The following is a 26,111-nucleotide window of genomic DNA, read 5'->3' as shown; positions in this document are numbered from 1 at the left end:
ATCTAATCTCCGTCTGCATCTGCAAAATCAATACTAATGCTCATCGCGCTTACCATATCTACTTTAAGAAGTGGTACAAGACGTTGTACTTCATTATAAGACTCTAAGAATGTAGAAGGAGGATTTTGAGAAAGTTCGCTTTCAAAACTACCTAAAGCCGTTACAGAAGCACGTGCAACATCAAACTGATTATTAATAATCGAACTTAAAAATATATCACCTTCAATAGCGTTAAGCTCATCTAGGTATGATGATAAGCTTTCGCCTTGAGCGCTAGTATTATAAGCTGTTCCATTAAAGAAATCTTGAGTTGCATCTAGACCTACTAAGAATAAATCTTTAGAAAGGTTACCTGCATACAGTGCTTCTAGATTGCCAACTTCTACATTACCAGAAAATACGCCTCCAGGAATTCCCATTTTACCAGCACGTAAAAACTTCTCGTAATAGAATATGTAATCATTTACAAAACGATCTGTAGACGCTGTCGCCGAAGCTCCATCGTTCTCTATAAATGCAGCTCTGTAAGAACCTTGCCACTCACTTAATACTGAAGCTGTAAGTTGCTTCATATCTGCAACAACATCATTAAGATATTGCTTGTAAGCAGCTCCTTCTGTTCCATTATAAACTGCAAGAATCGCAGTCTCGTCTGCTCCTAGACCGTATAATAAGTAATCGATTGCTGGAAAACCTTTGGCAGAGCGGTTAGATGAAAGTCCGAAATCATAAGAACCGTTATCAATGTTACTCTCTATGGTAGTAACATTTGCTGGGTAAATATTTACATTAAGACGTAGGTTCACCGTTTCGGCTGGGCCTATTTCAAACATAGAAACTCGTTGCCATGTTTTGTAAGCGTCTAACCATGCGGCACGCACTACGGTAAGATCACTAGCATCTGCAGTAAATGCTGCTGTTGCGCTTTCTAACGTATTTACCTTTGCACTAAAGTCTACATAACCTGGCACAATAATATTATCTGCCCAGTTAGTAAGCATCGCGCTACGATCAAAGTTACCTGTGTTATCTGTTCCACTATCGTCTGTTGTAATGGTTGTATCATCACTACCACATGCATAAAAGAACAAAGCAATTGCTATAATTCCAAAAATCTTTTTCATAGTTAATTCTTCTTTTTACCACCAAAAGGGAGCCAATGGGCTCCCTGTTAATAGGTGTTATTTCTTATTAGCTTCCTGCCTGCTCTAATGTGAAGTCAAAACGATCTGTTATCGTAGTTGATATCAAATCAAGGGTTGCTGGTGTAACTTCCCAAAGTCCGTTACCAGCTGTAAGTTGGCTTACGATTCCTTGTACTTCTTCTCTAGATAAGTATGGTGCATCTGTATCAGGGTTACGTGTAAATTGTAAACTATACACAAATCCAAAACCTTCTGATAGATCATGAAATGCAGTTCCAAAATTACCTGCCTCTATAGCATTTTTACCTTGTTGTAGGTAATAAACTGCACGAATCCCTACTACCTCAGAGATTTTTGTTCTTAAGATTTCTGCTTGCTCATCTCTTAATTCGTAATCCTTTGCAACGATTGCTGCACGACCTAGTTTAAAAGCATCAAATACATCTTGAGCAATACCTGCAAAATCTTCATCTCCTTCTACACGACCTAAATATCTGTTTAAAAAGAAATCATCTGTACCTATAGTAGCATTTGCATTTGCTGGATCTGCACTGTTACCAAAAAGGTAACCGAAAGCCTCATCCCACTTGTGCTCCATGTCTGTATAAACTGCTCCTTCTACAAGTACATCTGTATCATTATCTGCTACGTTAGTATCAGCGTCTAGTACGTTTGTACCTAAGTAATTGTTAAGCATTTGATCTACCATAAGTGACCCTATAAGACTCTTTGCAACTACTTGGTTATATTCAAAACCATTTGCTGCAACGTAGCGAGTGCTTTCTCCATCTGCTATTTGACCAGCAACACCTATAGAAGCTTGTGTATTTTGAGCTGGAAATACTTCATTTATTTGTGTTGTGAAGTGTGACTCTATATATGCTTTGATTTCAGCAGAGGCTGCTGCATTTGTAGAAAAGTAATCTGTAGATGCAGCTACTTTACTTTTTACACTCTTGTCAGACGCATTTAAATCTGCATCCTCAAAAGGGTTGTTCTCATTTGCAAACATGTTTGTTAATGATGCTATAGATGCATTATCAAAATCACTCATCTCGCTCACAATTTCTTGTGCCATTGCGATGCGTGTTGTTTGTCCTGAGAAGCTTACAGAGCTTTCTCCATTTCTTTCAAAAGAATAAGTTGCTGGTGCAACTACTTCAATTTCTTGTTCGATTACTGGGCTATCGTCATCTTCACAAGATGTAAAGGCGATTGTCGTAATTGCTAATGCTATTGGTAAGAAGTTTTTCATTTTTATTTAGACTTAATATAAATAGTGAATTTGTTTACGACGGCAAAAATAATAGTCATTTCTCGTTCTCGCAAGCTTATTTAGAATAAATAAGAATAAGAATGTGTTAAAATTGATTTTTGCTAGTTTTACTGCACCATCATCTCGCTCTGTATCTGGGTTCGAGTTGCTTTTGCCCAATTTTCTAAAAGCTCTTTTTCTTCGTCAGATAACTCTCCATGAAGCAGTGTATATGATTTTAAAGGCATTTCCCCCTCTTCTACTTCTTCTATAAGCTCATCTAGTTTATGGTCTTTTTTCTTAAGGGAATAGTTATTCCACTCTTCTACATCAAAATGTCTTTTACCATCTTCAATGTGATCATTAACCCAATAAGATAAAGGTGCTATATCTGCATACCAAGGATATGTGGTTACACCACTATGACAATCATAACAATTGTTGCTGAATATCGCTCTTACCTCTGCAGGCATATTAGTTTCTGTTTCAAATGCATCGATAGCGAGATAATTACCTTCTTGCTTATCTGGTCTAATAAATTGAATAACTACGAGCGCTATAAGTGCAATGATCAAAAAATATCGAAGAATCTTCATAATATGGTTGTTTGTATTATGCGGCAAAAATAATACGTAGTTGAAAAAGAGACAACCTTATCTTTAATTATTCTAAATAAGTTTAAGGATAATAAAGTTTACTTAACATACGCTTTCGCGAAAGCATAAAAAAACCCCTTATCCATATAGATAAGAGGTTTCATAATTATTGAAGAATACAATTAACGTCTTCTTGAGTTTTTGTTTCTACTATCAGAACTTTTACTTCCTCCAGTACTTTTCCCTCGTGCTCCACCATTACGTGAGTTACGACGTCCTTGCTGGTGTCTTGCTTTATTTTCGGCAGCTTCTTTTTTGATTTGCGCAAGGGTGTCAGTTGGCTGAAAACCTTCTAGCACTTCGCTATGTAGCTTTTCTCCTAAGAGTTTTTCTATTCCTCTTACGTATTCTACCTCATCTACACCTACTAGTGATATTGCTTGACCACTTGCTCCTGCCCTACCAGTACGACCTATACGGTGTACATAATCTTCTGGCACATTAGGAAGCTCATAGTTAATTACATAAGGTAATAATGGAATATCAAGGCCACGAGCTGCGATATCTGTTGCTACAAGTACGCGTACTTTCCCACTCTTAAAACCAGCAAGTGCTTTCACTCTTGCGTTTTGAGTTTTATTACCGTGTATTGCTGCAGATGAGATTCCGTCTTTTTCAAGTTTTTCAGAAAGTCTATTTGCACCGTGCTTTGTTCTTGTAAATACAAGTACTTGATCCCAGTTTCCTTCTCTTATAAATTTGATAAGCATTTCTGTTTTACGAGACTTATCTACTCTATAAGATTTTTGATCTACTTTCTCTGCAGTAGTGTTTTCTGGTGTTGCTTCTACTAATACAGGATTAGTAAGGATGCTACTAGCAAACTTCTTAATGTCTGTATTAAAGGTTGCACTAAAAAGGAGGTTCTGCCTTTTCGCCGGAACCATTTTCAATACTTTTTTAATATCGTGTATAAAGCCCATATCAAGCATACGGTCTGCTTCATCAAGTACTAGAAACTCTACATCAGAAAGGCTTAATAAACCTTGGTTCTGTAAATCTAGTAGTCTACCAGGAGTGGCAACTAGAATATCTACACCTTGACGTAAGGTGCGTACTTGTGGATTTTGGTTTACTCCTCCAAAGATGACCATAGATTTGATATCTACGTACTTACTGTACTCTAATACATTCTCTTGTATTTGTGCAGCAAGTTCTCTTGTAGGCGTAAGCACAAGTGCTCTTATCTTACGGCGTCCTTGTCTTGGGTTATTTATGAGCCTATGGATCATAGGCAATGTGAATCCTGCAGTTTTTCCTGTTCCGGTTTGTGCACTTGCAAGAACATCTTTGCCTTGAAGTACTACTGGAATTGCTTTTTGTTGAATAGGTGATGGCGTTGTATAGCCTTTTTCGCTCACAGCTTTGAGCAGGGCATCAGAGAGCCCTAAAGATTTAAATGACATATAAAGGTTTTGTGAAATGACCTATATGTAGTCACTTCCTTAAAGCGCGAAGGTAGGGCTTATTTAATTAGTTACTCCGCTATTAGCAAAGTGTTGTGACTATATGCCTTCTTTACACAGAAGGATTTGCGTGTCACTAGCGTTTCCAGAATTTTAAACGCTTTTTAAGTCGTTTCTTTTTATAAAATGCTTCTTGGAAGTTTTGTACCGCTGCTAGCATGGCATCAAATACTTTTTTCTCATTATCACCACTCTCTGCTGCATAAGCACCAGCCATTACTGCAATATCCTCTGGACGTGGAGATAAACGTGCAAAATTATTCATACGTGTCTCAAAATCCATAGGTCCAAATTTCATCCTATTAAGATCGACCAAGTAAAAATCATAGCCTTTATCTGTGATAACAATGAGCGTATTACCTAGAGAGTGATCAAGAAAGTGTATTCCCTTTTCATGTAAACTATACGTAAACCTTGCAAAAGCACTTAGTATATCTTTATTCCCTAAGTAAGGAGATGCTTCACATAGCTCTCTATAAGTGAGATCATAGTTGAGATGATTGCTCACATAAAAACTTTGCCCAAATAACACTCCTTCTTCTTCAAAATAAGCAATGGGTTGTGGTGTAAGAATTCCGTTTTCTAAAAGCTTATGAGCATACTCAAAAGATCTCGCTGCTTTTGAGCTACGTAGATATTTGTAAGCTATTCTATTAACAAGATTAGGAACCTTAAAAGACTTCACATTAATCATCCTTCCTCCTACTTCAAAAAGCTTTAAAGAATTGCGCTTGCGCTCATCAAACTTTTTACCCGAAGTATCAAAATCTGTGATACACTGCTTGATTGCTTCTGTATCACCCTTAAATTTTTTTGAGAAAACTATGTTCACAGATATGAGTTAGTTAAGATGGTATTTAATGTCGTTGCGTTAGAAATTCATAAGAAGTCGCTCTTACGATTACAGTCGCTTACTATAAAACATCAATACATTATATCCCGCAAATATATAAAATTGCTATCCTTCCCTTTACAAAGTGCCTTAGAGTATACTAATAAAAAAAGAATAGGTTATTTTTGCAGTTAAATTTATTTGATGAAACAAGAACACGACGCAGCACTAGCCGTTTTAAAAAGAGGTGGCCTTATTCTTTACCCTACAGATACTGTATGGGGAATAGGTTGTGATGCTACAAACCCAGATGCCGTAGATAAAGTATATGCACTTAAAAAGCGCGCAGAGAGTAAATCTCTTATCTGTCTTGTAAGTGATTTTAAAATGCTTAACCAGTATATTGAAAATATTCCTGAAGTAGCATATGACATACTTAAATATGCCGCAAAGCCTACCACAATCATCTATGATGACCCTATACGCGTGGCTACTAACGTGATTGCACCAGATAACAGCACTGCCTTTAGAGTATGTCGTAATCAGTTTTGTAACTTTTTACTTAAAAAGTTTAGAAAACCTATCGTTTCTACAAGCGCAAATGTAACTGGAAAGCCTACTCCTCAAAGTTTTAGTGAGATTTCTCAAGAAATTATAGACGGTGTAGATTATGTAGTGAATTTAGATCGTGATCGCACATCAACTAAACCTAGCGCAATTATAAAACTTACAGAAGATGGTAAAGTAACCATCATTAGAGAATAATTCATTTAAGTACCTACTTTTAATTAAGTAAGCCTATCTCTATTTTTATAAAAATATGCTTGGCATGATCTCGCCTTCGCGAAAATGTGCCAAAACCACACCTTTACCTCTATTTAAATTCTAGTAATGAATCTAAAGAACGCACTCTCCCTTCCTATCTTTAACACCATTTCTAATGCCGCAGATGCACTTGAACTAGAAACCTACGTTATAGGTGGATTTGTACGTGATTACCTTTTAAAACGTAATAAAGAAGTAAAAGATATTGACGTTGTAGCTGTAGGTAGTGGTATTGCACTTGCTCGTAAAGTATCGCAAATTTTACCAAACAAACCTAAAGTACAAGTATTTAAAACATACGGTACTGCTATGTTACGTTCTGGTAATATGGATATTGAGTTTGTAGGTGCCCGTAAAGAATCTTATGCTACAGACAGTCGTAATCCCGTAGTAGAAGATGGTACACTAGAAGATGACCAAAACCGTCGTGACTTTACTATAAACGCACTAGCTATTAAACTCAATGATAACGGTTATGGCGATGTGATTGATCCCTTTGACGGAATAAGCGATCTTGAGCGTAAGATTATAAGAACACCCTTAGATCCAGATATCACATACAGTGACGACCCACTTCGTATGATGCGTGCAATCCGTTTTGCTTCACAGCTAGACTTCATGATTGAGCGCACGTCGCTAGAGTCTATAACTAGAAATGCAGAGCGCATTAAGATTATTACAAACGAGCGCATTGTAGATGAGCTTAATAAAATAATGTTGAGCCCTACTCCTTCTAAAGGTTTTTTATTGCTAGAAAAAACAGGACTACTCCCATATATCTTACCGGAGCTTATGGCTTTAAAAGGTATTGATGAGATAGAGGGACAAAAACATAAAGACAACTTTTACCACACCCTAGAAGTAGTAGATAACATCTCAGAACATACCGATGATCTCTGGCTACGTTGGGCTGCATTGTTACATGACATAGGTAAAGCGCCAACAAAGAAGTTTTCAAAAAAAGTAGGCTGGACCTTTCATGGGCACGAGTTTGTAGGCTCAAAAATGGTCTACAAATTATTTAAGCGTCTCAAAATGCCATTAAATGACAAAATGAAATTTGTCCAAAAAATGGTACTTATGAGTTCGCGACCTATCGTTATCTCAGAAGATCATGTGACAGATAGCGCTGTAAGAAGGCTCATTTTTGACGCAGGAGATCACATTGAAGATCTCATGACGCTATGTGAAGCAGACATCACCACAAAGAACCCAAAACGCTTTAAGAGGTACCACAACAATTTTAAAGTAGTACGTGAGAAAATGAAAGAGGTTGAAGAGCGTGACCACGTGCGCAACTTTCAGCCGCCAGTTTCTGGAGAGGAAATCATGGAAGCTTTTCATCTTAAGCCAGGTCGTGAGATAGGGATACTTAAGGAAGCAATTAAAGAGGCAATCTTAGAAGGTGAAATCCCAAACGAAAAGGAAGCTGCCATTGCTTTTATGATCAAAAAAGCAAAAGATATAAAACTCATTAAATAGAGAACGTCTTCATCCAACTAAAAAGCCCTTAGCATATCGTAGATACACTAAGGGCTTTTTAATGACAGTGAGTTAAGTTTATCCTATTTCACACGTCTTGTGACTTCCATCACAGTATGGAGGATTCTTTGTCATCTTACAGTTACATAAGTATGCTGTTCCTGTCTTTTCTGCTTCAAAACGTAAGCTAGGCGTACTTTCTGCTCCTTTATGTCCTCCGTCGCAAAAAGGTTGCTTCTCAGAGTGACCACAAGTACACCATGAATATTTCTTTCCTTCTTCTAGCTCTACTGCTATTGGTGCAATACCTGCTACTTTTTTATTGTCTTCCATAATTTATTAGATAATCACCTCAAAAGCTGGTGATGATTTATATTTTTAATTTGTAGCGACTTCAACTATCTCTTCGTTATCGCCGATTACTTCACTACTTTTCTGGAACATTCCAATTGTATAGTCAAGTAACTCTTTATCTCCTCTACCACCATGCCCTGGAATCACTTGCTCTACTTTTGGATAATGGCTTTGTAACCTTGTTACTGTATTTGACCACTCATCAAGATTTGCATCTGCAAGATTTCCTTTTGTTCCATCTAGCGGCTTGATCATACAACCACCTAATAAAATATCTGATGCTCGTATGTATGCAATAGAATTATCATCACTGTGAGCAGGTCCTAGATACTCCATTACAACAAAACTTTCGGCTATTTGCATGCTGTCTTTTTGTGAGAAAGTATTACTTATAACTAGAGAATCTTTGGCTAGTAATACTGCTGTTTTGGCAGAAGAGTAGGTGGGGATTTTTGCTTTCGCGAAAGCGTTAATACCACCAGCACCATCTTTATGGGAGTGACTCACTTGCACCCCTTTTATAGTTGCCTTTAAGTCTTCTTGTACAAATGTGATAAGCTGCTCAGAAAGCATATCATTAAGAGGTGTGTCAAAAATAAAAGCTTCGTTTCCTTCTACACGTATGTAACCATTACAAGGAATATAACCACCATAACTATCTTTAAGATAAGATATGTGTATGTAATCTTGCTCTGATAATTTTATGATCTCCAAAGATCTTACATATGGTTCTGGATCATACTTACTATTATCAAAACAGGAGTTTAATAGTAGTACGGCTAGACAGATCCCTAACATCTGTAGTAGTCGACACATTTCTTTACTTATTTACGTTTATTTCTTTTGTTGTAGTTCTTATCTCCCCTAGTCTTAGGTTTCTTATATTTTTGGGCTATTTCCCTTCTATAAGCACCTCCTAAATTAACCTTAGAGTTCTTTTCACTTTTATCATGAAAAGCAGGCCCTGGAGCATCGTCATCATTTTTATTCCATCGATGCGGATTAAAAATTTCTTTTGCTTCTGGGCGTTCCTCTGGAGTTAGTTCTTTAGAAATCGCAACATCTTCTGGCAGTGGTTGAATAGCAACCTTTACTCCCATTAATGCTTCTATCTCTGCTAGGTATTCATCCTCTTCTGGAGTACTAAAAACAATAGAAACTCCTTCTTTTTGAGCACGACCTGTACGACCTATTCTGTGCAGGTAATTTTCTGGAAAACGTGGCGTGTTGATGTTGATTACATGTGTAATATCATCTATATCAAGACCACGTGCCATTACATCTGTAGCTACCATCATACGTACCTTCCCTTTTGCAAAGGATTTAATACTATTGATACGGTAGTTTTGCGTTTTATTTGAGTGTATAAGATCTACATCACCCGGAAAAGCCTCTTCTAATTTTGAATAAAGCCTGTCTGCCATACGTTTATCACGTACAAATAACAGCACCTTATGATACTTATTTGAAAAAGCAAGTTCTTCTAATAGGAAGTTTACTTTCGTATAAAAGTTAGGCATTTTATAACCTATCTGTGTAATATTTTCTAGCGGTGTACCACTTTTTGCAACCTTAATAAATTGAGGCGCGCTAAAGTAATCTTTTATAAGTGCATCTACATCTTCTGTCATCGTTGCACTAAACATGATATGCTGGCGACGCTTAGGTAGAATATCAAAAATATTCATGAGCTGTGGTCTAAAACCTAGATCTAGCATCACATCTACCTCATCAATCACCACTTTCTGGATACTCTTGAGTTGTAATACTCTACTCACCGCAAGGTCATAAAGCCTTCCTGGAGTAGCAACCACAATATCTTGCCCTTGAGCAATAAGTGCTTTTTGAGTATTAATATTTGCACCTCCATATACACCAGCAACGCGCACATCAATGTACGTTGTAAGCTTTTCTAGCTCACTTACCACTTGCAGCACTAATTCTCTTGTAGGGACAAGGATAAGCACACGCGGATTCTCTTGGCGAGAATATGGTAGTGTTCTAAGTATAGGAAGTAAGTACGCGTAGGTTTTACCCGTACCAGTTTGTGCAATCCCAACCACATCTCCACCAGACATAACTGGAGCGAGTGCATCCACCTGTATAGGAGTAGGTTGAGTGAATCCCATATCGTCTAGGGCATTCCACAAAAATTTATCGAGATTGAGGTCTTTAAAAGTCATAGCTATAAACGCGAAAATACCTCTTTTTTAAAGATTGACAGTACTTTAGAGCGTATTATCGGCTTAAAAGTATATCATTTGTGGGTATTGCCTCTTTTTAGAATTTGGTCACACAATAAATAATCAGCAATCTTCTTTTGGGATAGAATTTTCAGAACTATACTAAGTCTCAATAATGAAACTATAACACATAAAAAAGCACTCACGATGATGTGAGCGCTTTGGTGTATGTACGCTTTCGCGAAAGCGAAATCTTATAAATCTCTCTTCTTAAGTAAGGCAAGACTCGCATAAATAAATATGAATATCCATACAGATACAATGGCAATCTCGTGGAAATATACCGTGTAATCTGAAAGCACATCTGCCTGAATTTGATTTGCTGCAGACTGTACTACGTTTAATCTTGTAATAGGTTGTTCTATAAGATTACTCATAGACTCTAGCGGTAAGAACTGCGTTACATTACTGCGTAAACCTTCCATGTCATACTTCTCTTGAAAGAACAAGCACACTAATTGCACTACGCCTTCAAAGAAATACCACATCAATAAAAATCCTAATGCAAAAGCCGAACGCTTTATAAGTATCCCTAAAAAGAGACAAAATGAAAAGAATGCAACTAGCTTGATGAAAAATGCTAGTAAGTACTCCATATCAGAGAAAACGATAGATGCCTCTGTAAAATCTGAAAATGCAAAGCCTAAAATAAGACTCATTACTGCTACAAATATGGTAGACACTGCCGAAAACACAACAACTGTAAGAAACTTAGAGAGTATAAACTCCTTCTTGCTTAATCCATCTATGAGGTTTTGCTTGAGTGTTCTATTACTATATTCATTTGCCGTCATGGAGACAATCACCACGGCAAGAAAGAACTTAAGTATTGCCGCAACGTAGGTATTAAAATGCCAGATGTAAGGAAAATTAAAAATACCCTGATCTGCTAGTCTAAACTCGGCTCCAAAAAGATTAAACTTTATAGAAGCGAGCAATGCTATTGCCGAGAGTAAAATGAAATAGCCAATTATGAGTACTCGAGACGTTTTACTGTGCTTGAGTTTATGATATTCTATGGTAAGTAGTCGTAACATCTGGTTGGTTAGTTTTTAGTTAATTCAAGGAATTGCTCTTCAAGGCTTTCTTTACGTTTCACTAGGTGCGTAAGTACAATCCCTTGCTGGTGTAGTTGAGTATTTAACGTTTTCGCGTCAAGCGGATTTGTTAAGAATCCCGTGAGAAGATCATCTTTAATACTTACTTCTCCAAAGTCTGAATGACTCTCTAAATACGTTTTTAATAGCGCAAGATTGTCAGAACGTAGCTCAAAAAATCCGTGACTTGCATTCATGGCATCTACTCGTCCAGCATAAAGTTTTACTCCTTTACGTAAGATCACGACATGCGTACACACTTTTTCTACCTCGTCTAGTAAGTGAGAAGCTAAGAGAATGGTAGTTCCCCCTGCTGCAATGTTTTTTATAATCTCTCTTATCTGGTGTATTCCTTGAGGATCTAAACCATTAGTAGGTTCGTCAAGAATTAAAATCTCTGGATCATTAAGCAATGCAGAAGCAATAGCAAGACGCTGTTTCATCCCAAGGGAATACGTACTGAACTTGCTGTGCATACGATCTAGCAAACCTACGATAGTAAGTTTTTCTTGAATTTTATCTGGTGAGACATCTTTAATCTTACAAACTAAAGCAAGATTTTGTGCCGCTGTCATGTATGGGTAAAAATTAGGACGCTCTATAATTGCTCCTACTTTCTTTAAGGCATTGTGTGTAGTGTCTGTTCCGTCAAACCAGTGAAAAGTTCCTGCCGTGGGATTTACCACATTGAGAACCATTCCTAAGGTTGTAGATTTACCACTTCCGTTAGGTCCTAGAATTCCGTACACGTTTCCTTTTTCTATCGTAAACGAGAGATCATTTACCGCCTTCACATGGCCGTAATGCTTCGTGAGATTGTTAATTGTTAAAATAGTTTCCAATATCTTGGTTGTTTTTTGATTGCTAGTGTTTACAAGACGTCTGTCTCCGGTATTTGTTACAAGCCTTTAGTATCTTTACTAAAAAGCATACACCCCTATGGAGAAAAAGTTAATGTCAAAGAAGAAACCTTCTTTCCCTGTAAATGAGAAGCTCCTTGCTTATTTAGACAATTACGGAAGGACTACTAAGGTTTCTATTTCTTATGAAGATCTTTTACGCTTTTCTGGTGGTATAACTGTTTATGACAAGGAAGATAATGACACGCTATGGATACGCGTGTACTATCCCGAGTTTGAACAAAATGAAATTGAATATAATCTCAAAAGTATATATACCCAACTTCACTCTGATGGTAATGAGAATATTTTTGACTATTTAAAAATAGCCGGCATAGACTACTGCACCTTTGGAAACTCTAAGCCTTTTCGCATCAAAGTATTAAATGTGTACAATAATAACTATGTATACTTTTATGTAAAACAGGCAGATGCAAGTAGAATTTATGGGCTAGAACTAGAACACATACTTTCTCCTAATAGGATTAATTTCTTAGTTCATAAAAACACTCTTATTGAAGAACATATTGCCGGTATTCCTGGTGACGAATTTATAAATGAGCATCTTAAGGAGTGTGATGACCTAGGGCTTGCCCAAATAGCAAAGGAGTTTGTAAAGTTTAATGAACGTTGCATGATCACGCTCTTAGGAGACATGAGATCATATAATTTTGTAATTATACCTACACACGATTTTGATCTAGTGCGTTATAAAATACGCGCGATAGATTTTGACCAGCAGTGTTATGAAGGTAATTTTAAAGTCTACCAACCAGCAATTTTTAAAGAAAATATAAAACTTGTTAGGCTTGTTGCAAAGCGTCTAGACAACCGTTCCATCGAGCAATATCGCAATGAAGAAAGAGCTTTACTAGCAAAGCGAATCATAAATGGTAAAAAGCGACTCACAAGATTACTGAGAGTAATGGCAACTGATAATATCTCACCACGCGACCATGTCAAGCAATTGAGAGCAGATATTTATGACTTTACAAACGATATGAAATTTAGACGTGCAGCAAATATGGGAGCTATACTGAGAGCAGCCTTAGAATTTGTAAAACGTAACTATGAAGACATCAGTTTAAAGAGAATTATAAAAGATATATAACGCTTCAAAAACTAGCGACATAAAAAAAGCGTAGCACTGTGTGCTACGCTTTTTTTTATATCAGAACTGGTTATTACTATTTCTGTTCTTTATTAAAGTACACTAAGTAATAGTACATCTGTTTTTCTTCATCCCATCCTTTTTCAACAAACTTTTCTGCGCTTTCTCCATTGATAAAATCTAGTTTTATCTGGATATTAGTATCAAGATTAATAACACTCTTGATCTTCTTACGCTGTGCTGTTACTGCTTTGTTGCTTATAGAAAAATCGGTAAGATCCTCTATTTTATATTTTGGAGATTGCTCTGTTTTATAGTTTCTAAACTCAGGTATTAAATCTGGATTTTCAATCACCTCATTCATAAAAGCAGACTCGTCAAAGGTATCGTTCTTTGCAAAGTGATTTACCGCACGGTTCATAAAAAGAACTTCCTCCTTCTTATCCTCTGCAGGTAATACAACGTCTTTTGCAAAGTCTTGACAGAACTTCAAGTACTTTTTAGTGTAGAAAGTCTCATCTTCAAAAATCTCAACTCCTAAGAAATTCTCTAGCCAGTATTTCGTATCATAGCGGTTAGAATCTACAGAGAGTACTTTATACCCCTCCTCTTCTTTATGATTAAAAATCAAACACCCTTTATCTAGTTTATTGAGATTAATCCCTTGCTCAAGAATCATCTCTAGGTTTGTCCCGCTTTCGCGAAACTGTAAGAAATCCTGTTTAAGTTCGCTCTTAAAGATTCCTATCGCATCTGTTTTAATATTATCAATCTGCACACCATCTAAGTGTACAATGTATAACTCTCCTGGTTTGATATGCGGGTGATCACTTTGTGCATAAAGATGCTTTGCGATATCTTCAGAAAGTAAGTGTGTACCACTTGGGTTATCAAAGATTTTCTTGGCTAGACTAAAAAGCGTGTTAAACTCTATGTCTTGCTCATGGAAGAATTTATAATAATTCTCCTCTTTCTCACGAAAAGGCTTAAAGAAAAACTCCTTAATAAGTGGTGTAAGTTCGTCACTTAATGGATATGGATCTTGAGATACAAAAAGCCCTTCTGCTTTACCTTTATTTCCAATACGGTGAATGGAAAGTGATTCTATCTGGGCGCTGTATAAGTTTATCATTTGTAGGTATAGGTTGTTAATTATGAGCTTGCAATAGCAGGCTCAAGGTACTACGTAAAATTTAAAGCAAACTAGTTCCAGTTTTCATCAAAACTAAGATCGTCAAAATCGTCGATGTTATAGTCGTCATTAAACTCATCTTCATCGTCGTCCTCTGCTCCTAGCTCCTGATCTTCCATTTCAAACTCTGGCGCTTGATCTGGTACTTGGCCTTGTACATACATCAAGTTAGGATACGTCATGCCATCTTCTGGCTCTGTAATTTCAGCCAGTTCTACTAGAAAACGCCACATATTTAAAAAATCATACACATAGATAAGACGTGTCTGATGTTCTCCTAAAAGACCATCTAGCGAAGTCTCATTCATAATACGTAGCTGGCTCTCACCTTCTCCCATATCAAATTGTGCAAACTCCTCGCCTTGCATCCAGGTTTCATCACTTAAGTAAAAAGCGGCAACCTCTGCTCCATCAAATCCAAAAGACTGATTTATAGCATTATGTAAATCTTCTAAAGTATCTGTTGCTTCAATTTCAAGATCGCGAAAAACGTCTTCTTCTGTGTCTAGAATTGCTCTAAAACGGTAAATCATTGTAAAAATTTTAAGATGGTAAAGATAATTGGTTTTAAACAACTACGCAGGAGAGAGGGCTTCCCTTTTTGGGAAACTTTCTAACAATACGTAGAATTGTGCGCCAAACAATAATGACGACACTACAAGGTGTAAAGGTTGCGTACCAAATGGAAAATCTATGTAGTACATAGCAATCCCAGTTACTACCTCAAGACCTATAAAAATAAGCACCCAGTTAAGCAACTTAGTATGACCTAAAAATAAGCTTCTGTTGCGCCAGAAAATATAAAGATTCAATAGCGTCACAAGGATAGAAAAAGATCTATGCACATAAAACCATATAGTTGCAGGATCCAGCCATAAGCTTTTGGCCTCATAGCCTACTTGAGCAACGCGCTCATCTACATATTGACGCACTTGCGTTCCTAGGGCTATCTGCACAAGTGTGAGTAAACTTGCTATGACTATTAAGTTTTTAAAGCGTGGGTCATAAATACGCTTTCGCGAAAGCGTATCCTGTACACCTTCCTTTATCTGAGATTTCCACCATAAGAATAACAATAAGGCTACAATAAATAACGCCGCTATCATGTGAATGGTAATCTTAACAGGAAGTAAATTTGAATCTACCACTTGTTTACCAAGCCACGCTTGAAAAAGCATGAGAGGTAACACCATGAACGTGGCAAAAATGAGCCATTTATTACCTTTCCAATACCAGAAAGCCAGGATAACCATGAGTAACATAGGGATTCCTGCAAGTGCAGTTACAAGCCTGTTTATATACTCTATCCACGTATGCCACACATTAAAACTAGCATAATCATGCTTCTCATACGTCTCCCAGTTTGCTTCGTTATAAGAATCTCCAGAAGTAAAATCTGTAGGAGCAATACGCAATGATTCCTCTAGTATGATTACTTGTCCATCTTCATACAGATGGTTAGGCTCCCATCGCAGCTCGCTCTCCTCTGTAGGTGGTACCAGATACCCAAAACACTGCGGCCAGTCTGGACATCCCATACCACTTCCCGTCATACGTACCACCGCTCCTGCAATGATAATTAAGTATAGAAATATAATGGATATTTTAAGAAGGCGTCTGTACCACATAAGTGTTCATTTTTAAGAGGTGCAAAAATACAAAACGACCTTATTTTAAATCTCGTTTGGCGTTCAAAATACTTGAAAATTGGGGTTTACCAAAAAATCGTTTTGCGTGTTGATAACACTTGGTAAGTAAGCAACTTACATTAAGCTTAATAGGCGTTTCTGGTTGTATATTTAAAGAAAAAAATACAAGTTTTTTTAATTAAACTAATAAAAGTAGACTATTGGAAAAAGCAAAAATCTTTATTGATGAATTTGGAAATTCTCATTTAAATCTTTCTAAAAAAGGTACATTTAGTCACTTCGTTTATGCCTCAGTTATAATACCTGAATCAAGTATTGACCATGCAAGACTTCTAAGGGCTGATATTTGTAAAAAGTTTAGACTAGGACCTAACATTAAATCTAAAAATCTAGGAGATAATAAATATTTTCAAAAGAGATTAGATATCCTCAATTATCTAATTGAGAATTTAGATTTTACAATTGATGTTCTTGTAATCGACAAACAGAAATTAGAAAAAGAATCGGGAGGTTTGCGATACAAGAAAACATTTTATAAGTATTTTCAAAAAGTCTTGATTGAAAAATATAATTTGATGTATGATTCCTTCAATATACATTTAGATAAGCTCGGATTTGAAAGCTTTAGAAAAGAATTAATAAATTTTATAGACAAAGAAAGTATTCAAAGGGATTTGTTTAATCCTGATCGCACATTTGAACTTTCCGATGATAGAACTGATGAAAACTTAGTCCAATTTGCAGATATAATTGCTGGTTCCTTAGGAAGGTTATTCTGTTCAAGTAATTACTCTCCAAAAAGTGATAAGATTTATGAGATTTTACACACGAGAATGTCTGTTAGCTATTTCCCTTATCCACAGATATCAAATAATGAAACTAAAGAAACCAAAACTTTAAGTAAAGAGATAAGTAAACTAAATTTAGAGTCATTGAAAAACTATTTAGAAACTTCTGAAAAAAGTGAAGATGCTTTAAAAAGAAGATTATTAGAGTATCTATATACAAATTCAAAAATAGATTCTGAAAGACTTGTACCTAGTTATGAATTAACTAATTACTTAAAAAATTTTTCAAGAACAATAAATGACGACAAATTAAGATTACTTATCAGAGATTTAAGATATGAAGGACTATTTATTATCAGTCATTCAGGAAAACCTGGTTACAAATTGGCATCTACTTATTCGGATATTGAGCAACATTTCAATCACTTCATGAAGTATATAGAGCCTATGCTTCAAAAAATTAAAGTTTTGAATGAAAATATTTCACAACTCTCATTTAATAAGATAAACCCCTTAGAAAAGGACGAACAATTTATTCGAATTAAGAAGCTAATTGAGCAACTCTAATATTACTATAAACCAAAAAAACCTGCTATCACTAGCAGGTTTTTTAGTACTCTATAATATGTTATTATGATTACACGTGTAACGCTCTGTCTGCCGTAGCAGCGAGTGCTGCTTCTTTTACAGCTTCTGCATACGTAGGGTGTGCGTGGCTCATACGTGCAATATCTTCTGCACTTGCACGAAATTCCATTGCGGTTACACCTTCAGCAATAAGATCTGCTACACGAGCTCCTACCATGTGTACACCTAGTACCTCATCTGTAGTTTTATCTGCAAGGATTTTTACAAATCCGTCGGTATCACCACTCGCGCGGCTACGTCCTAGTGCACGCATAGGGAACTGACCAGACTTGTACTCAACACCTGCCTCTTTAAGTTGTTCTTCGGTTTTACCCACAGAGGCAACTTCTGGCCATGTGTATACAACACCTGGGATTAAGTTATAATCAATATGAGGTTTTTGACCTGCCATGATTTCGGCAACGAGTGTTCCTTCTTCCTCAGCTTTGTGAGCGAGCATTGCTCCTTTAATCACGTCACCTATTGCATAAATGTTTGACACATTAGTTTGCAAGTGCTCGTTTACCTCAACTTTCCCTCTCTCATCTGTCTTGATACCTACAGCATCAAGATTAAGACCATCTGTATACGCATGACGTCCTACAGCTACAAGCACGTAGTCTGCCTTAAACTCAACTTCTTGACCTTTCTTATCTGTCGCTTTTACAGTTACCTCATCTCCATTTCTCTCTACAGCAGTAACACCATGAGAAAGTGCAAATTTCATTTTTTGCTTCTTGAAGACCTTAAGTAGTTCTTTACTTTGCGCGCCATCCATAGTAGGGATGATGCGATCCATATACTCTACTACGGTTACCTCTGCACCTAGACGCTTGTATACTTGACCAAGCTCAAGACCTATTACTCCTCCACCTATTACAACTAAGTGCTTAGGTACTTCTGGAAGTTTTAACGCCTCTGTAGAAGTAATGATACGCTCTTTATCTAGAGTGATAAAAGGTAATGTACTAGGCTTAGAACCTGTGGCAATAATGGTGTTTTTTGCCTCAATAGTTTCGTTCTTTTCACCAGCAATATTGATGTGCGTAGCATCTTTAAAAGATCCTACTCCTTGATAAACGTCTATGTTATTTTTACCCATCAAGAACTCGATACCCTTTGTAGTAGTATCTACAACGCCTTGCTTACGCGAGATCATTTTCTCAAGATTGAGGCTTACTTCACCTACATCTATTCCGTGATCTTCAAAATGTTTTATGGCGTCTTCGTAGTGGTGAGAAGAGTCTAAAAGTGCCTTAGAAGGAATACAACCTACGTTTAAGCAAGTTCCTCCTAGTGTACTATATTTTTCTATAATTGCAGTTTTCATTCCTAGTTGTGCACAGCGTATTGCTGCAACATATCCTCCAGGACCAGAGCCTATAATGGCTACATCGTATGAACTCATAATTTATTTTTAAAAGTTATTCAAAGATACAAATATGAGCAGTAGTTTAAAACATAAACAAGACTCCTTTTTTTGTATAAACTCATCATAACGACAAGTACTAATTTTCCATAAAAAAAGCCCTCTAGTGAGGGCTTTCCTGTTTTCGCGAAAGCGAAAAAGTACAACTTACATTGCTCCCCATTCTTTAAGAGAGTCCATGTTCATTTTTACATAATCTTGATTCTTTGCTTCCTTTGCTCCTTCTAGAGATGCTTGTGCAGCTTTGATAGCACCTTTCTTGTTACCTACTTTTGCAAGTAATAAAGACTGCTGGCGTAGTTGCCAGAATTTTGGCTCCTTAGTCATAGACATTGCTTTCTCCATGTACGTATTTGCCTTTTCTAGAGATTGACCAGTGCTTGAAAGATATACTGCAGCAGCATAATAATCATTTACTCCTGGTCCAGCCATGATTTTATCAATCTGCGCCATTACCGTCTCGTTTGCTGGTACATTAAAAGGTACTGCAACATATGTTTTATCCCACTGCATTGTTAAGTGTGCACCCTCGTTAGTAATATGGTTGATTCCCATAGTAAATGACTCTGCAACCATGTTACTCATTTGTACTTTTGCTGTAAACGTAGCTGCTACTTTACTATCATCCCAAGTTGCTGGAGTTCCCCAGTTGCTTGTATCATTATAAAAATATACTTCCCATGCATCTTGCGTAGGCTTAGTAAATACAGCATAAGAACCTGCTTTAAGTTCCTTCCCTCCTACGGTTACTGGAGTAGAAAAGCTTACCGTAGTATTTGCATTTGCTCCCGTACGCCACATTGCACCATAAGGCACTAGATCTCCCATAATGGTACGTCCTTTCATTGCTGGGCGTGAGTATTCTAATGTAACATCTGTAAGACCTACTACTTGCATCACTTTGGCCGCTGGGCTAGGTGCTGGTGTGTCAATTTGTGCAGTAACGCCCGCAGTCATAAGACCTAAGAAAGCTACAAAAAGTAATTTTTTCATTGTTGTTGTTTTTTTAGTTAATGTGATTTTTTACGCTTTCGCGAAAAAGTCTCTCACAAAAATAAGGCGTTCTAAAGGGGTAAGTGTTAACAAAATCTTAATATAAGCGCATTCTCTTAAATGGCTTAAAACCGTTTCTTTCCATAATATGTATTTAGTGTGTGCCGCTACTCTTGATGCTTCTGTCTGCTTTACTCTTTAAATAAGGTACTCATATAGTAATGCGTCAAAATGATATATTATTTTAATTTAATTTTTGTTTAACCTTTTGGTACTTGTAATTAAACATTTTGATTGTATTTTTAAACTCTCAATAAAGCGACTATGAAAATCTATCAAATACATACCAAGCAAAATGTTCCCATCACGGTGGAGGAAGCTTGGAATTTCTTATCAAACGCTCGTAACCTAGGTACCATCACGCCATCGTATATGAACTTTAATATCTTATCTGGTGCAGATAGACCTGTGTATGCAGGACAGCTTATACAATATACAGTGACTCCTATTTCTAATATTAAAATGAAATGGGTGACAGAAATTATAAGTGTCAAGGAAGGAGAGTACTTTGTAGATGAGCAAAAATATGGTCCATACGCATTATGGCACCACAAACACTTTATCAAAGCAATACCGGGAGGTGTAGAGATGGAAGATATTGTAGACTATGCCGTACCTGCAGGATTCTTAGGTAGACTAGCACATCCCTATCTAGTACAGCCTAAGCTTGATGAAATTTTTGAATATAGAAAGAAAGCGCTAGAAGAAAAATTTGGAGTTTATAAAGCTCCTACAGAAACAACAACTTTAAAACAAGATATAATCGCATAACTGCATCACCACAATAACATATAACACTATGGGAAAAAACATACTTTTAATAGGAGGAAGTCACGGAATTGGATTTGAAATAGCCAGCAAATTACACCACGATCACACTGTATACGTAGCATCGCGTACTAATGAAAATCTTGGAAATCTTGATGTAAATTACATCGAGTATGATACAGAAAAGGACGAACTAGATTTGAGCCAGCTGCCAGATCATATCGATGGTTTTGTATTCTGTCCTGGGACTATCAACCTTAAGCCTTTTAAAATGCTAGGTGTAGATACTTTTAGAGAAGACCTAGAGATTAACTTTTTGAGCATGATTAAAGTGGTGCACCAAGTTATGGAGCACTTAAAGAAGTCTGAGCAAGCGAGTCTAGTATTCTTCAGTACCGTAGCAGTTAAGGTAGGTATGCCTTTCCACACGAGTGTAGCTGCTGCAAAAGGCGCTATCGAAGGTTTTGCAAAAGCACTAGCAGCCGAGTATGCTCCTAAGCTTAGAGTAAACGTGATTGCTCCATCGCTTACAGATACTCCTCTTGCCAAAAGACTATTGAGCAATGACAAGAAAAAAGAAATGATGGACGCTCGTCACCCGCTTAAACGCGTAGGTACTAGCCAAGATATTGCAAACATTGCAGCCTTTTTATTAGGCGATGAGAGCTCTTGGATCACTGGGCAAGTGATTGGCGTAGATGGAGGAATGAGTACGCTTAACGTAAATTAAACCCCTACATTTATAATTATGGGTGGTACGCTTTCGCAGGAGCGTGCAACTCATTATCACAAGGCTCAAAGACGCGATTAGTATCTTTGAGCTTTCTTATGCAACAACTATGAGCAGTAATAAAGTAAATATTTTTTGGTTTCGTCGTGATTTACGATTAGATGATAACGTAGGATTTCTTGAAGCACTAAAAGGTGACTTCCCGGTGCTTCCTATATTCATATTTGATAAAGAAATTCTCGATAAATTACCAAAAGATGATGCTCGTGTTACGTTCATTTTTGAAACGCTACAAAAAATGCGCAGCACCTTGCAAGATGAGCATGATAGTTCGCTAGCCATGTATTACGATACGCCAGAAAAGGTATTTACACAGCTCAGTAAAGATTATGAGATTGCTACGGTTTTTACAAATCGTGATTATGAACCGTATGCAAAAGAGAGAGATGAGGCGATTACATCATTGCTAGAAGAAAATGATATTGAATTCAAAACCTTCAAAGATCAAGTGATTTTTGAAAAAGACGAGGTGGTTAAAGGCGATGGCGATCCATACGTAGTCTACACACCATTTAAGAATAAGTGGAAAGAACGCTTTGATGCAGATAAAGATCTTACCATACATTACACCTCTCAACATCTCAACAATCTTATAGAACACAGTCGCCTGCCTAATCTGAGTTTATCAGACATGGGGTTTGAAAAATCATCTATTGAGGTTCCTGAGTATGACGTTACTCCTACTCTTATCCAGAATTACGAAGATACACGCAACTTTCCTGCACAAGATGGCACCTCACATTTAGGGCCGCACTTGCGTTTTGGGACGGTAAGTGTCCGTAAAATGATGAAAAAAGCCATCGCAGAAACCAATGAGATTTTCTGGAGCGAACTCATATGGAGGGAGTTTTTTATGCAAATTCTGTATCACTTCCCACATACAAAGGATAAAGCCTTCAGATCAAAATATGACCGTATAGACTGGCGTAATAACGAAGAAGAATTTGAGAAGTGGAAGAATGGCGAGACTGGTTATCTACTAGTAGATGCTGGTATGCGCGAGCTAAACACTACGGGATACATGCACAACAGAGTGCGTATGCTGGTGGCGAGCTTTTTGTGTAAGCACTTACTTATAGACTGGCGATGGGGAGAAACCTATTTTGCCGAAAAATTATTGGATTACGACATGAGTTCAAACGTAGGAAACTGGCAGTGGGCAGCAGGTTCTGGAGTGGATGCAGCACCTTACTTCCGCATATTTAATCCTATGACGCAGGTAGATAAATTTGACAAGCAAAAAGAATACATCTCAAAGTGGATTCCAGAGCATGACACAGATAAGTATCCTGAGAAAATGGTAGATCACAAAGAAGCTAGAGAGCGTTGTTTAAAGACGTATAAAGAGGCGGTTGCTTAGTACGCTTTCGCGAAAGCGTAACTACACAGGTAGTAAAATTCAAAAACCTTACAAAATAAAGTAGGTTTAACAACGCTGCCAAAATTTTCACAAAGAACACATAATTACTTTTGACACGTCTCGTACTTACTGGAGATTTGTTTTAAAAATTATTATGAAAACAACAACCATAGCAAATATACTCACGATTATAACCATACTAGCCATCGGTTATTTTGCATTACCAAAACTGATAGGTCTTGAGCAAAGCGTTAAAGGTTTTTCTAATTTTAATGAAGTCATAGGAATCCCAAACAACATCGCGCGATACGTGACGGGAGTTGTAGAGTTAATCACAGCCATCCTCCTTATACTCTCGCTTACGCTTAAAAGAAAAACAGAGGTTGCACATATTTTGGGTTATTTACTTCTAACCGGAACGATGCTAGGTGGACTACTCACAGAGTATTTAATACGCCCTGAGCCTAAAATGATGCTCGTATATATTGCCATAGCTTTGCTTATAATTGCTGTGTACCAACTTCTTAATACCTATAAACTTAAAACCGTTGATCATGAATAACTCACTAGATAAAGTAATACTCATCACAGGTTCGTCAAAAGGGATAGGCAGTGCGACAGCAAAACTACTTGCAGCACATGGTGCGAAAGTGGTCATTAATTATGCGTCAAGCGATAAAGAGGCTTCTGAAACATTAGAAACCATAACAGAAAACGGTGGTGATGCGATTGCTATAAAAGCAGACGTAAGCAAGCCAGAAGATGTACAAGAATTATTTGATAAAACGATTGCTCATTACGGCAAAGTAGATGTGCTTATCAATTGTGCGGGTATCATGAAAAACAAGCCGTTTCAAGACATCGAGCAAGATGATTTTACATCACAATTTGATGTAAATGTGAGAGGTGTTTTTAATACCATGCAACGCGCATACCATGACCTTTCAGATAACGGAACTATCCTTAATTTTTCATCCAGCACTACAAAAATGATGCTTCCTAGCTACGCTATTTACTCAGCAACCAAGGCTGCTGTTGAGCAAATGACGCGCGTGGTAAGTCAAGAAATAGGACGCGGTATTTCTGTAAACTGTATTGCTCCTGGCCCTACAGAAACAGATTTGTTTCTAGAAGGCAAATCTGCCGACTTTATAGAGCAACTTAAAAGCAAATCTCCGTTTAATAGACTTGCACAACCAGAAGATATCGCAAAAGCGGTTCTCTTTATGGTAAGCGATGACTCAAAATGGGTGTCTAGCCAAGTGCTATACACAAATGGCGGTATCGTATAGCACTCTTTTCGCTTTCGCGAAAGCGTATTTGTTGCAAGCGCCTTTTTAAGCGCTACGCTCTCTATGCAAATTCATTGTATATTTAGGTCGAATAAATAAGACTAGACATTAGAGTAAAACAGTAAACCCTGTAGCTAGTGGGTGGAATACTTACTTTATGTGACCGACTATTGCGCAATATTATAATCAAATTATGAAATCAATTTTATCCTTACTTTTTTTTGCATTTTTTTCTATTCATATTAATTATTCTCAAACTCCAATTAATCTTACTACTCTGAATGAAGAAAATCTAAATGGTAGTATAAAAACTTTATACCATTCTGATATTAATTACAATACACTATCAAATGGAAATGTATTTAAGCAAAATATAACCGTAGAGATAAAATTTAATCAAAATAATCAACCTCAAGAATTGAAAAGATTTGATAAGAATGGAAAACTAGCTGGTTTTAAAAAATTTGAGTATAATAAAAATGGAAATATAATAAGTGAAAGTAGTTTCAATAATGATTCAACTATTTATTCAGAAATTAAATACTCCTACAATATTCAAAATAAGCAGACTGAAAAACATACATATGATAAAGAAGGTGAGTTAAAAAATATGATAAAGCAAAATTACGATGACACTGGCAATAATATAGAAGTCATTTCATATGATAAAAAGATGGAAGTTGAACGAAAAACAGTTTATAAGTATGATAAAGACAATAGATTAGTTGAGCATCTCAATTATAATAAATTTGGGAAATCAATCTTAAAGCGACTTTTAACTTACAATGTAAATGGCTTATTTGCTGAAGAAAAGAGGTTTCTCCAAGGAAACTATAAAAACAAAGTTTTATTTACATACAATGATAATAGTGACTTAATAAAGAAGAAATACTACTCTAATACTGGAGACTTGAAGGATAATTACACTTACGAGTACAATTCAAATAGACAAAAAACTACTTTTTCCGAACTAGATGTCAATAATAAAACAATTATACAACGAGTCTACAATTATGATACTAGAGGCAATTTGATTGAGGTTATATATCGAAACTCTGACAATATAATAACTGGAAAACGCACTCTAAAATATGATGATTTTGGTAACTGGGTAGAAATTATTGAGTATTCTGACAATAAAGTTAAAAATAAGAGATCAAGAAAATTTCAGTACTATTAAATATTAGTAGCAAAAATAATTAAGAAAAATAAATTTACTTCAACCTTATTAAGAAGATGGTTTTAGCTATCTCAATCTATATTTTTAAGATTACAAAGAATTACTTCACGAGTTCAATTACCCCAAGACAACAAAGTGTTTTACTCACAATCCTCTTTCATTATTCTTTCGCGAAAGCGTACTTTTCATATATTATTAGCTAACAATCAACCATGCTATCATCCATAATTACCTTTTGGAAGTCCTTATCATACACTACTCGATTCTCTATTATTGCTTTTATCGCAATACTTCCTATGGGACTCTTTAGTATGGGAATTTTAGGTGCGTTACTGTATTATCCCGTTTCATTCTTATTTACCTCCTATCCCACCCTTAATGATTGGACAGGCGATTGGGTATGGCCAGCAACTATAGGTGTTGGGATGTTTTGGTCTTTTGGCTTTATCTGGGCTGGGCTTGCGTGGCACTTTCTGCGCAATACGATAAACTCTGTACATATTCTCAGAGTGATATATGCCCTTATATGCTGGGCGTGGGCTGCATTATTATGGTATGGAGTGATAAGCAGCAACCTATCGTAACGATATCATTTTCTGGAGTTTTGATTTTGTGTAT

26 protein-coding genes are annotated in these 26,111 nt (G+C 36.6%); 11 read left to right on the top strand and 15 right to left on the bottom strand.

Annotated features, from left to right (window positions below; all coding sequences use genetic code 11):
• Positions 1-2: 2 nt before the first annotated feature.
• The 5 genes from ACJJVW_RS13300 to ACJJVW_RS13280 form a co-directional block, all read right to left on the bottom strand.
• Positions 3-1,124: an imelysin family protein gene (locus ACJJVW_RS13300; protein WP_405252454.1), complete on the bottom strand. Its 1,122-nt coding sequence runs from the start codon at positions 1,122-1,124 to the stop codon at positions 3-5.
• Positions 1,125-1,191: 67 nt separating this feature from the next.
• On the bottom strand, positions 1,192-2,400 hold the full coding sequence (locus ACJJVW_RS13295; protein WP_405252451.1) for a DUF4856 domain-containing protein: 1,209 nt from the start codon (positions 2,398-2,400) through the stop codon (positions 1,192-1,194).
• A gap of 128 nt (positions 2,401-2,528) precedes the next feature.
• Positions 2,529-2,996, bottom strand: a complete 468-nt coding sequence (locus ACJJVW_RS13290; RefSeq protein WP_405252448.1) for a heme-binding domain-containing protein — start codon at positions 2,994-2,996, stop codon at positions 2,529-2,531.
• 182 nt (positions 2,997-3,178) lie between these two features.
• On the bottom strand, positions 3,179-4,462 hold the full coding sequence (locus ACJJVW_RS13285) for a DEAD/DEAH box helicase (protein ID WP_298324281.1): 1,284 nt from the start codon (positions 4,460-4,462) through the stop codon (positions 3,179-3,181).
• 136 nt (positions 4,463-4,598) lie between these two features.
• Complete coding sequence (locus ACJJVW_RS13280) at positions 4,599-5,354, bottom strand: Kdo domain containing protein (protein ID WP_339845025.1); 756 nt, start codon at positions 5,352-5,354, stop codon at positions 4,599-4,601.
• Between the two features lie 204 nt (positions 5,355-5,558).
• Between ACJJVW_RS13280 and ACJJVW_RS13275 the strand changes: the two genes are divergently transcribed.
• Together ACJJVW_RS13275 and ACJJVW_RS13270 are read left to right on the top strand one after the other, a co-directional pair.
• Positions 5,559-6,119 carry an L-threonylcarbamoyladenylate synthase gene (locus ACJJVW_RS13275; protein ID WP_298324276.1) on the top strand — a complete coding sequence of 187 codons (561 nt, stop codon included), beginning with the start codon at positions 5,559-5,561 and terminating at the stop codon, positions 6,117-6,119.
• Between the two features lie 126 nt (positions 6,120-6,245).
• The gene (locus tag ACJJVW_RS13270; protein WP_405252446.1) at positions 6,246-7,661 is read left to right on the top strand and encodes a CCA tRNA nucleotidyltransferase; all 1,416 of its coding nucleotides are present in this window, start codon (positions 6,246-6,248) and stop codon (positions 7,659-7,661) included.
• Positions 7,662-7,739: 78 nt separating this feature from the next.
• On the opposite strand, the gene ACJJVW_RS13265 is transcribed toward ACJJVW_RS13270, so the two are convergent.
• The 5 genes from ACJJVW_RS13265 to ACJJVW_RS13245 form a co-directional block, all read right to left on the bottom strand.
• Positions 7,740-7,994: a CDGSH iron-sulfur domain-containing protein gene (locus tag ACJJVW_RS13265; RefSeq protein ID WP_339845033.1), complete on the bottom strand. Its 255-nt coding sequence runs from the start codon at positions 7,992-7,994 to the stop codon at positions 7,740-7,742.
• A gap of 45 nt (positions 7,995-8,039) precedes the next feature.
• Positions 8,040-8,831 carry a subclass B1 metallo-beta-lactamase gene (gene bla / locus ACJJVW_RS13260; RefSeq protein ID WP_405252444.1) on the bottom strand — a complete coding sequence of 264 codons (792 nt, stop codon included), beginning with the start codon at positions 8,829-8,831 and terminating at the stop codon, positions 8,040-8,042.
• Between the two features lie 8 nt (positions 8,832-8,839).
• Complete coding sequence (locus tag ACJJVW_RS13255; protein WP_405252441.1) at positions 8,840-10,198, bottom strand: DEAD/DEAH box helicase; 1,359 nt, start codon at positions 10,196-10,198, stop codon at positions 8,840-8,842.
• Between the two features lie 254 nt (positions 10,199-10,452).
• Positions 10,453-11,295, bottom strand: coding sequence for an ABC transporter permease (locus tag ACJJVW_RS13250; protein WP_298324263.1), 843 nt, complete (start codon positions 11,293-11,295; stop codon positions 10,453-10,455).
• 8 nt (positions 11,296-11,303) lie between these two features.
• The gene (locus tag ACJJVW_RS13245; protein ID WP_013752452.1) at positions 11,304-12,197 is read right to left on the bottom strand and encodes an ABC transporter ATP-binding protein; all 894 of its coding nucleotides are present in this window, start codon (positions 12,195-12,197) and stop codon (positions 11,304-11,306) included.
• Between the two features lie 97 nt (positions 12,198-12,294).
• Here ACJJVW_RS13245 and ACJJVW_RS13240 point away from each other — a divergent pair, with 97 nt between their 5' ends.
• On the top strand, positions 12,295-13,365 hold the full coding sequence (locus tag ACJJVW_RS13240; RefSeq protein ID WP_405252438.1) for a hypothetical protein: 1,071 nt from the start codon (positions 12,295-12,297) through the stop codon (positions 13,363-13,365).
• A 76-nt stretch (positions 13,366-13,441) separates the two neighbouring features.
• On the opposite strand, the gene ACJJVW_RS13235 is transcribed toward ACJJVW_RS13240, so the two are convergent.
• From ACJJVW_RS13235 to ACJJVW_RS13225, 3 genes are all read right to left on the bottom strand, one after another.
• Positions 13,442-14,497, bottom strand: coding sequence for a nucleoid-associated protein (locus ACJJVW_RS13235; protein ID WP_298324257.1), 1,056 nt, complete (start codon positions 14,495-14,497; stop codon positions 13,442-13,444).
• A gap of 71 nt (positions 14,498-14,568) precedes the next feature.
• Positions 14,569-15,090, bottom strand: a complete 522-nt coding sequence (locus tag ACJJVW_RS13230) for an IS1096 element passenger TnpR family protein (RefSeq protein WP_144783732.1) — start codon at positions 15,088-15,090, stop codon at positions 14,569-14,571.
• A 42-nt stretch (positions 15,091-15,132) separates the two neighbouring features.
• Positions 15,133-16,185 (bottom strand): COX15/CtaA family protein, encoded by a 1,053-nt coding sequence (locus tag ACJJVW_RS13225; RefSeq protein ID WP_405252436.1) that lies wholly within the window; start codon positions 16,183-16,185, stop codon positions 15,133-15,135.
• A gap of 221 nt (positions 16,186-16,406) precedes the next feature.
• Here ACJJVW_RS13225 and ACJJVW_RS13220 point away from each other — a divergent pair, with 221 nt between their 5' ends.
• Positions 16,407-17,561 carry a DUF3800 domain-containing protein gene (locus ACJJVW_RS13220; RefSeq protein WP_405252434.1) on the top strand — a complete coding sequence of 385 codons (1,155 nt, stop codon included), beginning with the start codon at positions 16,407-16,409 and terminating at the stop codon, positions 17,559-17,561.
• Between the two features lie 70 nt (positions 17,562-17,631).
• Here ACJJVW_RS13220 and lpdA read toward each other — a convergent pair whose 3' ends face one another.
• Together lpdA and ACJJVW_RS13210 are read right to left on the bottom strand one after the other, a co-directional pair.
• Positions 17,632-19,029 carry a dihydrolipoyl dehydrogenase gene (lpdA, locus tag ACJJVW_RS13215; RefSeq protein ID WP_405252432.1) on the bottom strand — a complete coding sequence of 466 codons (1,398 nt, stop codon included), beginning with the start codon at positions 19,027-19,029 and terminating at the stop codon, positions 17,632-17,634.
• 168 nt (positions 19,030-19,197) lie between these two features.
• A complete protein-coding gene (locus ACJJVW_RS13210) occupies positions 19,198-20,043 on the bottom strand; it encodes a DUF2911 domain-containing protein (RefSeq protein WP_339845051.1) in 846 nt (281 codons plus the stop codon).
• A 324-nt stretch (positions 20,044-20,367) separates the two neighbouring features.
• Between ACJJVW_RS13210 and ACJJVW_RS13205 the strand changes: the two genes are divergently transcribed.
• From ACJJVW_RS13205 to ACJJVW_RS13175, 7 genes are all read left to right on the top strand, one after another.
• A complete protein-coding gene (locus ACJJVW_RS13205) occupies positions 20,368-20,874 on the top strand; it encodes a cell division inhibitor (RefSeq protein WP_405252430.1) in 507 nt (168 codons plus the stop codon).
• 28 nt (positions 20,875-20,902) lie between these two features.
• Entirely contained in the window at positions 20,903-21,601 is a 699-nt protein-coding gene (locus tag ACJJVW_RS13200) for an SDR family NAD(P)-dependent oxidoreductase (RefSeq protein WP_379953067.1), read from the top strand.
• 109 nt (positions 21,602-21,710) lie between these two features.
• A complete protein-coding gene (locus tag ACJJVW_RS13195; RefSeq protein WP_405252428.1) occupies positions 21,711-23,021 on the top strand; it encodes a cryptochrome/photolyase family protein in 1,311 nt (436 codons plus the stop codon).
• A 154-nt stretch (positions 23,022-23,175) separates the two neighbouring features.
• Positions 23,176-23,583 carry a DoxX family protein gene (locus ACJJVW_RS13190; RefSeq protein WP_405252426.1) on the top strand — a complete coding sequence of 136 codons (408 nt, stop codon included), beginning with the start codon at positions 23,176-23,178 and terminating at the stop codon, positions 23,581-23,583.
• Positions 23,576-24,313 carry an SDR family oxidoreductase gene (locus ACJJVW_RS13185; RefSeq protein WP_405252424.1) on the top strand — a complete coding sequence of 246 codons (738 nt, stop codon included), beginning with the start codon at positions 23,576-23,578 and terminating at the stop codon, positions 24,311-24,313. The genes ACJJVW_RS13190 and ACJJVW_RS13185 overlap by 8 nt, the downstream gene beginning before the upstream one ends.
• A gap of 193 nt (positions 24,314-24,506) precedes the next feature.
• Positions 24,507-25,493, top strand: a complete 987-nt coding sequence (locus ACJJVW_RS13180; protein WP_405252421.1) for a hypothetical protein — start codon at positions 24,507-24,509, stop codon at positions 25,491-25,493.
• 212 nt (positions 25,494-25,705) lie between these two features.
• Positions 25,706-26,077, top strand: coding sequence for a hypothetical protein (locus ACJJVW_RS13175; protein ID WP_405252419.1), 372 nt, complete (start codon positions 25,706-25,708; stop codon positions 26,075-26,077).
• Positions 26,078-26,111: the final 34 nt, after the last annotated feature.

Source organism: Dokdonia sp. Asnod3-C12, assembly GCF_045063975.1.
GTDB lineage: Bacteria > Bacteroidota > Bacteroidia > Flavobacteriales > Flavobacteriaceae > Dokdonia.
The sequence above is the reverse complement of the archived record's forward strand: the minus strand, read 5'-3'. Positions and strand labels throughout refer to the sequence as shown.